The sequence below is a fragment of the Aeromonas sp. Y318-1 genome, assembly GCF_027706125.1.
GTDB lineage: Bacteria > Pseudomonadota > Gammaproteobacteria > Enterobacterales > Aeromonadaceae > Aeromonas > Aeromonas hydrophila.
This window is the reverse complement of sequence record NZ_JAPDCM010000018.1, coordinates 78,721-89,095: the sequence shown is the minus strand read 5'-3', so window position 1 is coordinate 89,095 and position 10,375 is coordinate 78,721. Positions and strand designations below refer to the sequence as shown.

Here is a 10,375-nt window from a genome sequence, read left to right as displayed (position 1 = left end):
TTAGCGACTAATCAGATCGCACAAACTGGACTGAGTTCCCTTCCTCCGGTGATCTACTATTCGGAACAGCTATTTAGGCGGTGTGGTCAATCCGGTTGAGGATTTGGCTGGCAGTCTGCAACTGGCAATGGACAGTGGCGGAAAACGGGTATTGTTGCCGATGGCGTCAGCCTCGGATATTCCAACCGTACCGGCGGAGATCTTCTCCAAGTTTCAAATCAGCTTTTATGCTAATCCGGTAGATGCCGTCTACAAGGCATTAGGGGTTCAGTAGTCAGCCAAAAAAAAAGAAGTATCAGGTAGGGTGAGCTACATGCTCACCCTCTGCCTCAGATTCATATTTTCGCGGCTTGAACACTACTGCATTCCTGCCGGTAGACATCCAGATAGAGATATCCGTAGCTGGCTTTGGGATTAGCCAGACACACCCATTCCCCTTGCTGCAACGTCACCAATTTATCTTGGTCACTCAGTAGTTCTCCTTGTTGAAAGAGCTTTCTAAGGCGCTCAATAAAACTCGGTATAACGGTATCAATGTCGGTGAGCCATTGCTCGTCAGCATCGCCATAGACGCCGCAGCGATCCCAAAGCAGGGAAACCCTGCTTCGTTCAACAATTGCACGTGCGCCAAAACGTGGCTGAACTTGGGTGTGTAATCCCCAACTCCCTATGGTTCGCATTTTCTGTGTACTCCTAATGATGGTAAGTCGTTGTAGAGCTCACTGCTGGCTATGCCTTCTTCCTCCATGGGCCCCCTGACCGGCGTGGCAGTTACAAATTTCCTCGTTCTGCCAGCGACACCACACCCTCAGTACCGACGACCAGATGATCCAAAATCCGGATATCCACTAGTGCCAAGGCATTCTGCAGGCGCAGGGTGATCTCGATATCTGCCCGGCTGGGTTCCGGGTATCCCGACGGGTGGTTATGCACCAGTATCAGAGCGGCAGCATTGTGGTGCAGTGCCCGCTTGACGACATCGCGAGGGTAGACGGTCGCAGCGGACAGAGTGCCAAGGAACAGCTCCTCGTAGGCCAGGATCCGGTGTTGGTTATCGAGGAACAGTGCTGCAAACACTTCGCGGTCTCGTGTTTGCAGCAGCCCTTGCAGCGCTTGTTGTGCCAGGTATTTATCGGTGAGAGCTGTGCCCTTGGCGAGTTTCTGGCGGGCAACGGCTTGGGCGATGGTGAGCAGGTCATCGTCGGTGACAAGGTCAGTCACCCGGTAGGTGCCGGGGGTTTCCCCGGCGATCAGTTTGTGATGCAACATGATTGTGCTCCATACACCATCGTCCCACCGCGTTGGATGCGGCAGGGTTGGCGAGGTAGTTGGTTAATGGGTTACTGAATGGGGGGTGACTGCAGACTTGGTTGGCGGTGTTCTGGCCGCCAGGGTGTGCGGGGTGTAGTCGTGCAGCGGAATGTGGTAACTGGTGGCGAGCAAGTTACCTACCTGTGTTAGCCAGTAGTGATCCAAGTGATCGCACAGCCATTGCGCCAGTGCATCACCCCGTTCGTTTTCATAGCGCAGGTAGAGGGCGTAACCGTCTACCGGCTGGCTTTGGTCATGCACTGCTTCAATCTGACCATCATGCTCAAGATAAGCCTCCAGCTCGATGGCGAGCACGGCGTTAATCATCTTCGGTCTCCTTGTCAGGGATGGGGTCACTCGCCACGGCATAGCCGCGATGGATGCAGATGCGTTGCAGGTCGGCCAGAAAGTTGGCCAGTACGCGAGGTTGCTCGGTGAGCGGGACTGGTCCTGCCTGGCAATGCCAGAAACAGCGACGTTCGGGGTCGATGCAGATTTCATCCCTCGGCCGGCTCATGGTGTGCCAGTCCTCAGCATTGGTGAGGGAGATCAGTTGCCACTGCACGCCAGACCAACGGACCTGCAGGGTGACGGTGCGGATGTGTGGACTATCCGGTGTCAGGTGCAGCAGCCATCGCTGACTACTGCGGGTGGGGGGTATCTTGGCGTTGGCGGCAACTTGTCCCAACCACTGACGTGAGTAGTGGGAGAGCGCTAATTCTTGGCTCATCGTGTCCTCCTAATCTCCTGCGACGGTGACGCTGAAGCATTCCAACCGGCAGTAGGCAATGAAGTTGCTCTGCCAGATGCCGAACAACTCCCGCGCCTCAGCCAGCCGCAGCGGTCCCCAGCCCAACATGGTGTGTTCCCCATCGAGGAAGTTGAAATCGAGCTCCTTGCAGAGCTCAGCATCTTGGCCCGGCCCCTGGTAGCTGAAGTCGGTGACGTAATCGAACAGCCAGCCATCAAGCCCACGGATCAGGCGGATCTCGACCGGGTGTACGCCGCCTTGCTCGGCGCTGTAGCCGGGATTGCGAAAGTTGAAGGTCAGTTGGGTTAAGCGATCGATATTGAGCTCGGTTTTAGCGATTTCCTGGTTGAGCAGAACTAGCAATGCTTGGGCTACGGGCAGGGCAAAGCCGTCCCGGAAAAAAGGAATGGTCATGGTGTTTCCTCATTGAGTTCCAGCAGGAGAGCGCCCCTGCGTTTTGCTTTGAAGTGATGGGTCAGTCGTTTAACCAATCCCACAGTTTGCTGACGCCATAGGCTGCGACGGCGCCCACGGCAAGGGGGGCTAACAACGGGGCGGTGGCAATACCGGTCACCGATACTACCGTTGCAGCAGCGCCACTACCTCCCGCAGTTGTGGCTAGGGTGCTGGCAGCAAGTCCAGCCGTTGCACTGGTGGCAGCCTTGCTTAACGTGTGACGAGCGACTTCGGCAGCCACCACCGTTGCTACAGCGGTCTGCAGCAGCTTGGGGGGATGCTGAATCCCTTCAATACACCAAGTGACAAACAGCTCACTGTTGGCAAACGGCTGGCCCTGCTCTCCTTCACTGAGTCGGGCGTAAGCCCGTGTCAGGCTTTCCTCTCGACTGAACAGGCGTTGAGTATGGGGTTTGACTTCAATAGCGCAGTGCAGACTGAATTGAGCCAACGAGGTCAGCGTCAGTTGGCCTGAATGCTTTCCTGAAGCGGATGGTAGACAGTGAATGATCTGGTCATGGCCAACAAAGATGCCATGATGGTGGCCTTCAGACTGTGGTGTTACCAAGTGATCGCCGATAATGAAATGTCGTGTCATGGGGTGATGATCCTCATCAAGAGTTGGAAATGAAAAAGGGCGTCACCATTACGGTGACGCCCTTTGGCTTTGTTTTTCCTGAGCGGGCTAATTGCCGCCCAAGGTTATCTTCAGTGGTTGATGAAACTGGGGGGTGAAGGTGGAAACAGGTAGCCGAGTGACTTGGTTGTGAGCGAGCACCTCGGTCGCCTGAATAATGGCGATGGACTTGGCCTGCTCTACCTGGGCGCAATCCACTTCTGTAAAGCCGCCACCATAACGAGTAGCGGAACTCCCACCGAATGGCTCAACCTCCAGCGTTGACTCGGCCAGCGCTTTGCCCTTTTTGTCATTAAACTGCAGCGTGATATACAACCGCCCAAACTCATCGGCTCCCCCACTATCTAAAGAGAAGTGATACGCGCAGACGCCCTGGTTGGCGTAGACGGTGTCGGTGTGCTGGATAGAGAGATAACGTTGTTCTTGGGCACTGCAGGCGATGGCCGAGAATATCAGCGTGGAGGCCAATAAATACCGATGTATGTCTTTCATAGAAATCCTCGTGACAATTACTTTCTCTTAAACCACTTAGTTATTTACGCCCAAGGTATCTGAATATTTCTTTGCCATTGTAAAAGCCAACCAGGTCTTCCTCATTCTTATACTTCTTATTTGGTTGAAATTTGACAACAGTGCCAGGTCGACACATATCTTTCAGTGAAATATTGAATTTTTCATCAGGCGTAACTGTGTAACCAATGGCAATTTTCTGTGGGGAGCCCGCAGTGGCGATCCAGCCCCACATGCCTGCTTCACACTCACCGAAGGGCTGACTGCGAACAATGACCATTGAAAGATTACTGATTTCAGTTGCGATACATTTTCTATTTAACTTCAAATGGGCGTTACACCAAAATGGTTTCCCTGTTTTGTCCTGCACTAGTGCAGGCAGAAAGCCTGTGAACGGCTCTGCTGCCCGTAGTGATAGACTTCCAGACATAAGCGTTAGTAGTAAGCAGAATGTCAGCTTTTTCATTTTTTATCTCACCGAATAACTATTATTAAATAGAGGCGTATGGCTATCACTAGGAACGGTAAACCACACTACTTTTCAGTTGCTCTGAGATCTGAGTATGCGTTGTACGCTGGAGATACTGATCCCCGTGCGCTTGGCAATTTCAGATCTTGGTAATCCTTTGGCAACCAGTGCAAGAACTTCATTACCTTTTGCCATTGCAGTAGGCTTACGCCCCTTATAGGCACCTCGGCGCTTGGCTAACTCAATACCTTCAGCTTGCCGCTCCAACATCAATTCTCGTTCAAAGGTTGCGATAGCACCGATCATGGTGAGCATTAACTTGCCGGTAGGCGTTGAGGTATCAATCCCCAGATTTAATATCCGCAATGCAACTTGCTTGTGTTGTAGAAATTCTGATATCTCCAATAGGTGACGAGTATTACGAGCCAGACGGTCCAGCTTGGTAACCATCACCACATCCCCCTCCTTCACATAATCCAAGAGGAGAGCAAGTTGTGGCCTATCATCACTGGCACCGCTAACCTTCTCTTGGAAAACCTTATTGCATTCGGCCAGCGCTCGAAGCTGGACTTCAAGGCTCTGACCTCCCGTACTAACACGTGCGTAACCTACCAGTGCCATGGTCTCCTCCCGGTCAATAGGGCAAGGTACACTGACCCCCATGGTCAAAAGTCTCGAAGAGACCTTCTTGACCTGAAAATGGAGGAAAATAGATGAAATGAGTGCCGATTTCGTGAGTGTCACTAGGGCTTGATCTATTGACTCCAAACTAGCGATGGAGAGAAATAACGGGACGCTTTGTGATAAACGTCCCGTCGTGATGGGTAGCAGAATAATGTGCTACTGATTGATTTGATTGGATGTAACAAGATGCCAACGTAAGTTATTGGCTTTGTGGCTCAGGCGTAGGTGGTGAAGAGGCCGCGTTTTTACCCAGTTTACTGGTCAGGGGCGAGGAACGAGGGTTGAGGCGTTTTGGTGCTGTTACGGTTGCCAAAGGCTGTGAGGTGGAAGATGACGCTATTATTGCTGGCTCAGGATAAAACTCCTCCAGCAGCATCGGCACCTCTTCATCGATATCCTCAAACTGGCCGTTACGCAGCAGCTCGCGAGCAGCCTGCTCCATCTGCTCAATGGCGAGCCCCGCTTCTTGGTCACGCTGGGCGGCCTCCTGTGCGAGCCTGACTGCCTCGGTCAGGTTGGTTTCCTCCCGCAAGGTTAAATCCACGTAGTAGACCGGGGTGCGGTAGGACTGGGCAGTGCTCTTGGCTCGCAACCGCAGGGTGAGCGGCAGATAGCGGGTATGGCCCCCGCTCACTGCCTCCAGGTACTTCAGTCGCGCCGCCAGGGTGCGTACCGAGTTGTAGCCGGTGGTGCGGAAGATAAAGCTGCCCAGCTCATCCCCTTGCCCCTCCACAAACAGGTTCAGTCGCCCGTACAGCTTGCAGCCCTGTTGCCCGGCAAAAGCGCAGCGCTCAGGTCCCTGGCAGCTGACCTCCTCCATGCCTTGCGCCCCGACGCGTCTTGCCACCTCCCCATTCCCGACACAGAGCGGCCTGCCGGTTTGCCGGTCAAACGCGCTGTATTCCGCCCGCAGATTCAGGTCGCTATCGTTGAACAGCACCCGCACCGGAATGGCGCGGATCTTGGTCTGCTCCTGCCCTTGGTTATTCTTTTGCGCTGAGTAGTGTTGATGCAGGGGATGGAGCAACCATCCCCCCTTTTGTTGTATCTGGGTGGTGAGGGTGAAGCTGTCATCCTTCTCCGGCACCCACTTATCCTGTTTTTGCACCAGCTTGCCGATGCAGATCCGCCCGATCACGGGCGGGGTGATCGCCAGTCCTTTGATCATGGTGTTTGCCTCAAGGGTTGAATGGTGAAACGGCGTACGCCGGGCACCGGTTTGACGTAGAGGGTGAGCAGGTCGGGATGATCCCGTCCGAGCTTATCCAGATCCGGTGCCAGCCGGTCTTTGCTGCGCTTCCAGGTGATCTTGCCGTCGGCAAACAGCCCGGCTGTCGCTTCACCCAAAGTGGCTTGCAGCCGCTGTTTGAGTTGTGACTCCTGCAGTTCGACCGTTTCTTTCTGCTCACGCAAACGCAGTAGCTCGCCAAACATCTGGTTGAACTCGGGGGAATCGGAGAGATCCACCGTCTGGCCATCATCGCGGGGGAAGAGCCAGCTCAGGGCATTGGCGGCATCACTGGATCCGTCAGGCTCTGGCTGCTGGTCTTGTTGCACCATCTGCCAGAACTGTGCTTCCCGCTCGGTGAGATCCTGGATCTTCTCCTCATCGCGCTTGATGCGGTAAATCCGGAAATCCTGGCCACCGATCAGCACTGCCACCTCAGCCCAGGCATGGCCGGTAACAGCCAGCTGATGCAGTACCTGACACTGGTAAGCCACCGGCACTCCTTCCTCCCACTGGGGAGCGCTGTGATAGCTGGCAGTTTTGATCTCCAGAATGCCAGGCCCATCGGGGTGGCCGACTACCTCCCGATCGAGGTTGGCGAGCATGAAGGGTTGCTCGGGGTGTTGCAGCACCGCATTGACTCGGCGCACCTTGTAACCGGTGCGTTTGGCGTAGACCTGTGCCAACACAGGTTCCAGCTCAATGCCCCACAGCACCGCTTCCTTGTGGGAGATATCTTCCGGCTCCTTGCGACCGGTCTTCTCCAGCCACAGACTGAGCGGGCATTTGTAGGGAGATAGCCCCACTGCCACGGCGGCATCGGAGGAGCCAATGCCGAGTTTGCGGATAGCGAGCCACTGCTCGCGGGTTAATTGGGTAGTGGAGGCCAGCCGCAGGGCCTGGCCGTATTTGGATTTTGCTTTCATGACGACTCCTTGTTAACGGCATAAATGGCTACGCCCGGATTGGCTTGCGCCAGTCCGGGTGAGGTCGTTATGCGGTTTGAATAGGGAAGAGGAATTACTGCAGCAGGGTAAGGGCTTGGTTCAGGGCTTGGGATTTGAGTTGGGCTCCCTGACCGAACCAGGCGGAATCGAGTCGATGGTCCTGACTGCGAGCACGGCGGTGGTGATCGACATATTCCGTGACAGCATTAACCAGCCCCCAGGCGGTATTGCGGGAGCTGACAAGTTCTGAGCCCATGCCTGCGCCCTGATAGAGCTCATGCAGCCGTTGTACCGGCTTGGTGAGGATGATGTTCTCCTCATCCAGCGGTTGCGCCAACAGGTCGCTGAAAAAGCGCAGCGCCTCTTCGGGGGCGACGGGCCGCTGTGCCAGCGCCTTGGTCTGCGCCTTAAATTCATCCCAATGAGAGAGCCCCAGCCCGAGCGACTCTTTGACGGCAGCGGCATCGAACTGAGTAGAGTGGGGCACCTTGATGGCACCGGTAGCACCGCGCAGTGCCATCTGTAGGGTGTTGTTGCAGACTACCCGCAGCGAGGTGAACTGCGCCGTGGTGCAGAGCGTGCCGTCGCAGCTGGTCGCCAGCAGCAGATAGGACTTTACCAAGTCATTGCCTTTGAGTTTTAGATCCTGGCCGGTCTTAGCGAGTGCCCACAGCTTGCGGCCGCCTTTGAGCGAGCCTGCGGTCTCCAGCTCAAAGCCTCCGGCTTCCACCAGGTCTTGATAGAAATGCAGCACCTCGTGAGGCTGTACCACGTTGTAGCGACTTGAGACCACCGATAGGGGGGCGAGGGTATCGGAGCGATACAGCACCTTGCTGTCGCTGTAGGGGCGGATATGCAGTGCATCGGAGGCGACGTTAAACATCACGTCGCTCTGCTCGATGGTCCAATCCATCCCAGCTGCTTGCAGCCAGATATCGAGAGATTGCTGTGGGGGCAAGACATTGCCAAGGCCATGCCAGGGCGTTTGACCGGTGTAGGCCATTGTGTCGATCAGGTGAGCCATGAGAAATCTCCAATGAAAAAGGGACTGCACAGAGCAGTCCCTTGGGTAGGTTCATGGAGATAATATATATCTGAAATCAATTCAAATGAGACCTGTTGGCTTCTCTGGTTTCTAGCTATGGAATGCGCGCTGTGGCTGCACTGTGGTGTACAAATTGAAAGGTGGGACTCAAAAGGAAGTAAGGAGGGATCAGGGAAAGAGAAGGGCCTATCAGATTTTAGATAGGCCCTTTTGATAACAATTATGCATGCCTAGCGTTGCCTAGTGTGTACGCAAAAGTGTACTCAAACTAATAATGGCTGCGCATTGTGATTGCATGTCATTGAAAGTAATCTATAATTTTATTTTAGACGTTGAACAGGAAGTTCATGATATCGCCATCTTTGACGATGTACTCTTTCCCTTCGGCGCGCATCTTGCCCGCTTCCTTGGCACCTTGCTCACCCTTGTAGGTGATAAAGTCTTCGAAGGCGATGGTTTGGGCACGAATAAAGCCTTTTTCGAAGTCGGTGTGGATCTTGCCGGCCGCCTGCGGAGCGGTGGCGCCGACCGGGATGGTCCAGGCACGTACCTCTTTCACACCGGCGGTGAAGTAGGTCTGCAGCTTGAGCAGCTCGTAACCGGAGCGGATCACCCGGTTCAGGCCCGGCTCTTCGATGCCAAGGTCAGCCATGAACTCGGCGCGGTCGGCATCGTCCAGCTCGGCGATGTCAGCCTCGATGGCGCAGCAGACGACCACCACAACCGCGTTCTCGGCGGCGGCGATTTCGCGCACCTTGTCGAGGTAGGGGTTGTTCTCGAAGCCATCTTCCGCCACGTTGGCGATGTACATGGTGGGTTTGAGGGTCAGGAAGTTGAGGTGGCTGACGGCGGCCAGCTCATCCTTGTCCAGCTTCATGCCACGGATCATCTGGCCGTTTTCCAGCGCCACCTTGATCTTCTCCAGCACTTCCACTTCCAGCTTGGCATCCTTGTCGCCGCCCTTGGCACGCTTGGACTGGCGGTTGATGGCGCGCTCGCAGGCATCCAGGTCGGAGAGGGCCAGCTCGGTGTTGATCACCTCGATGTCGTCGGCCGGGGAGACCTTGCCGGCGACGTGGACGATGTTCTCGTCGTCAAAGCAGCGCACCACGTGACCGATGGCTTCGGTTTCACGGATGTTGGCCAGGAACTGGTTGCCGAGGCCCTCGCCCTTGGAGGCACCGGCCACCAGGCCGGCAATGTCCACGAATTCCATGGTGGTCGGCACAACGCGCTGCGGATTGATGATGGCCGCCAGCTGATCGAGGCGAGGATCCGGCATCGGCACCACGCCGGTGTTCGGCTCGATGGTGCAGAACGGGAAGTTGGCGGCTTCGATGCCGGCCTTGGTCAGCGCGTTGAACAGGGTGGATTTGCCTACATTGGGCAGGCCCACGATACCGCATTTAAAACCCATGGATTGTTACCTTACTTGATGGATGCTGTTGAGGGCCGCAGAACCTGTCCACGCTCTTGCTGCGAGGCTGTGATCAAGGCTCATGTGCTGCTCGGAATCCTCACGTATGACTATACGCTCCGGTTCCTGCGCTGCGCTTTACCTTGCTGACAACCTCTCGTTACAGAGCATGAACAGGTTCTTGGGCGAACCCGTCATATTGTTCGATCCTGACGCGTGTCAGGCATCTGTATTCAGACTTTCTCGGCCTTGAAGCTATGTAAACGATTCATGGCCTTGGTCATGTCCTGCTTGAACAGAATGTCGGTGGCGCGCAGGGACTCGTCCAGTGCGGCGTCGATCAGGTTCTGTTCGCTGCTGGGGGCCTTGGTCAGCACGAAACCGGCGACCAGCTCCTTGGCGCCCGGGTGACCTATCCCCAGCCGCAGCCGGAAGAAATTATTGTTGTTGCCCATCCTGGCAATGATGTCCTTGAGGCCGTTGTGGCCACCGTGGCCGCCGCCCTGCTTGAATTTGGCGATGCCGGGGGGCAGGTCCAGCTCATCGTGGGCCACCAGCATGGCTTCCGGCTCGATTTGGTAGAAGCGGGCCAGCGCGGCCACCGCCTTGCCGGAGAGGTTCATGTAGGTGTTCGGGATGAGCAGGCGCACATCCTGGCCATCCACCTGGATGCGGGCGGTGTGGCCGAAGAACTTGGGCTCTTCGCGCAGGCTGACGTTGTGCCAGCGTGCCAGTTGCTCCACATACCAGGCCCCGGCGTTGTGGCGGGTCTTGGCATATTCCGGGCCGGGATTGCCCAGACCCACGATCAGTTTGATTTGGCTTGTCACGCTTGATTTCTTCACTCGCTGCTTGCAATGGGCCGACTGCCCAGGGCAATGGGACGCAATATTCTAGCCGCCGACTGGCGATCACTCAAC

The 10,375-nt window shown here is 55.6% G+C and carries 14 protein-coding genes; all 14 read right to left on the bottom strand.

Features of this window, described 5'->3' with window-relative positions; genetic code table 11:
- Positions 1–335: 335 nt before the first annotated feature.
- Positions 336–680 carry a type IV toxin-antitoxin system YeeU family antitoxin gene (locus OKB87_RS21150; RefSeq protein ID WP_123172552.1) on the bottom strand — a complete coding sequence of 115 codons (345 nt, stop codon included), beginning with the start codon at positions 678–680 and terminating at the stop codon, positions 336–338.
- A 91-nt stretch (positions 681–771) separates the two neighbouring features.
- Positions 772–1,269 carry a RadC family protein gene (gene radC / locus OKB87_RS21145; protein WP_068982369.1) on the bottom strand — a complete coding sequence of 166 codons (498 nt, stop codon included), beginning with the start codon at positions 1,267–1,269 and terminating at the stop codon, positions 772–774.
- 63 nt (positions 1,270–1,332) lie between these two features.
- Entirely contained in the window at positions 1,333–1,638 is a 306-nt protein-coding gene (locus tag OKB87_RS21140) for a hypothetical protein (RefSeq protein ID WP_068982368.1), read from the bottom strand.
- Complete coding sequence (locus OKB87_RS21135; RefSeq protein ID WP_068982367.1) at positions 1,631–2,041, bottom strand: hypothetical protein; 411 nt, start codon at positions 2,039–2,041, stop codon at positions 1,631–1,633. Before OKB87_RS21135 ends, OKB87_RS21140 begins: the two co-directional genes overlap by 8 nt.
- Positions 2,042–2,050: 9 nt before the next feature.
- On the bottom strand, positions 2,051–2,476 hold the full coding sequence (locus OKB87_RS21130; RefSeq protein WP_068982366.1) for a DUF2787 domain-containing protein: 426 nt from the start codon (positions 2,474–2,476) through the stop codon (positions 2,051–2,053).
- A 61-nt stretch (positions 2,477–2,537) separates the two neighbouring features.
- Positions 2,538–3,116, bottom strand: a complete 579-nt coding sequence (locus tag OKB87_RS21125; RefSeq protein WP_068982365.1) for a lecithin retinol acyltransferase family protein — start codon at positions 3,114–3,116, stop codon at positions 2,538–2,540.
- Between the two features lie 87 nt (positions 3,117–3,203).
- Complete coding sequence (locus OKB87_RS21120) at positions 3,204–3,647, bottom strand: IrmA family protein (protein ID WP_068982364.1); 444 nt, start codon at positions 3,645–3,647, stop codon at positions 3,204–3,206.
- Positions 3,648–3,687: 40 nt separating this feature from the next.
- A complete protein-coding gene (locus OKB87_RS21115; RefSeq protein ID WP_081326110.1) occupies positions 3,688–4,131 on the bottom strand; it encodes a hypothetical protein in 444 nt (147 codons plus the stop codon).
- 75 nt (positions 4,132–4,206) lie between these two features.
- Positions 4,207–4,755, bottom strand: a complete 549-nt coding sequence (locus OKB87_RS21110; RefSeq protein WP_043124758.1) for a recombinase family protein — start codon at positions 4,753–4,755, stop codon at positions 4,207–4,209.
- Between the two features lie 262 nt (positions 4,756–5,017).
- Positions 5,018–5,986 (bottom strand): recombination directionality factor, encoded by a 969-nt coding sequence (locus OKB87_RS21105; protein WP_068982363.1) that lies wholly within the window; start codon positions 5,984–5,986, stop codon positions 5,018–5,020.
- Entirely contained in the window at positions 5,983–6,972 is a 990-nt protein-coding gene (locus OKB87_RS21100) for a YqaJ viral recombinase family nuclease (RefSeq protein WP_123172553.1), read from the bottom strand. The genes OKB87_RS21105 and OKB87_RS21100 overlap by 4 nt, the downstream gene beginning before the upstream one ends.
- 94 nt (positions 6,973–7,066) lie before the next feature.
- Positions 7,067–8,017, bottom strand: coding sequence for a DUF932 domain-containing protein (locus tag OKB87_RS21095; RefSeq protein WP_123172554.1), 951 nt, complete (start codon positions 8,015–8,017; stop codon positions 7,067–7,069).
- Between the two features lie 346 nt (positions 8,018–8,363).
- Positions 8,364–9,455: a redox-regulated ATPase YchF gene (ychF, locus tag OKB87_RS21090; protein ID WP_016351608.1), complete on the bottom strand. Its 1,092-nt coding sequence runs from the start codon at positions 9,453–9,455 to the stop codon at positions 8,364–8,366.
- Between the two features lie 233 nt (positions 9,456–9,688).
- Positions 9,689–10,285 carry an aminoacyl-tRNA hydrolase gene (gene pth, locus OKB87_RS21085; protein WP_103826992.1) on the bottom strand — a complete coding sequence of 199 codons (597 nt, stop codon included), beginning with the start codon at positions 10,283–10,285 and terminating at the stop codon, positions 9,689–9,691.
- Between the last annotated feature and the right edge of the window lie 90 nt (positions 10,286–10,375).

Excerpts from the sequence above, each read along its gene's own strand:
- OKB87_RS21150 (WP_123172552.1), bottom strand. The coding sequence starts at position 680 with ATGCGAACCATAGGGAGTTGGGGATTACACACCCAAGTTCAGCCACGT.
- radC (WP_068982369.1), bottom strand. The coding sequence starts at position 1,269 with ATGTTGCATCACAAACTGATCGCCGGGGAAACCCCCGGCACCTACCGG.
- OKB87_RS21140 (WP_068982368.1), bottom strand. The coding sequence starts at position 1,638 with ATGATTAACGCCGTGCTCGCCATCGAGCTGGAGGCTTATCTTGAGCAT.
- OKB87_RS21135 (WP_068982367.1), bottom strand. The coding sequence starts at position 2,041 with ATGAGCCAAGAATTAGCGCTCTCCCACTACTCACGTCAGTGGTTGGGA.
- OKB87_RS21130 (WP_068982366.1), bottom strand. The coding sequence starts at position 2,476 with ATGACCATTCCTTTTTTCCGGGACGGCTTTGCCCTGCCCGTAGCCCAA.
- OKB87_RS21125 (WP_068982365.1), bottom strand. The coding sequence starts at position 3,116 with ATGACACGACATTTCATTATCGGCGATCACTTGGTAACACCACAGTCT.
- OKB87_RS21120 (WP_068982364.1), bottom strand. The coding sequence starts at position 3,647 with ATGAAAGACATACATCGGTATTTATTGGCCTCCACGCTGATATTCTCG.
- OKB87_RS21115 (WP_081326110.1), bottom strand. The coding sequence starts at position 4,131 with ATGAAAAAGCTGACATTCTGCTTACTACTAACGCTTATGTCTGGAAGT.
- OKB87_RS21110 (WP_043124758.1), bottom strand. The coding sequence starts at position 4,755 with ATGGCACTGGTAGGTTACGCACGTGTTAGTACGGGAGGTCAGAGCCTT.
- OKB87_RS21105 (WP_068982363.1), bottom strand. The coding sequence starts at position 5,986 with ATGATCAAAGGACTGGCGATCACCCCGCCCGTGATCGGGCGGATCTGC.
- OKB87_RS21100 (WP_123172553.1), bottom strand. The coding sequence starts at position 6,972 with ATGAAAGCAAAATCCAAATACGGCCAGGCCCTGCGGCTGGCCTCCACT.
- OKB87_RS21095 (WP_123172554.1), bottom strand. The coding sequence starts at position 8,017 with ATGGCTCACCTGATCGACACAATGGCCTACACCGGTCAAACGCCCTGG.
- ychF (WP_016351608.1), bottom strand. The coding sequence starts at position 9,455 with ATGGGTTTTAAATGCGGTATCGTGGGCCTGCCCAATGTAGGCAAATCC.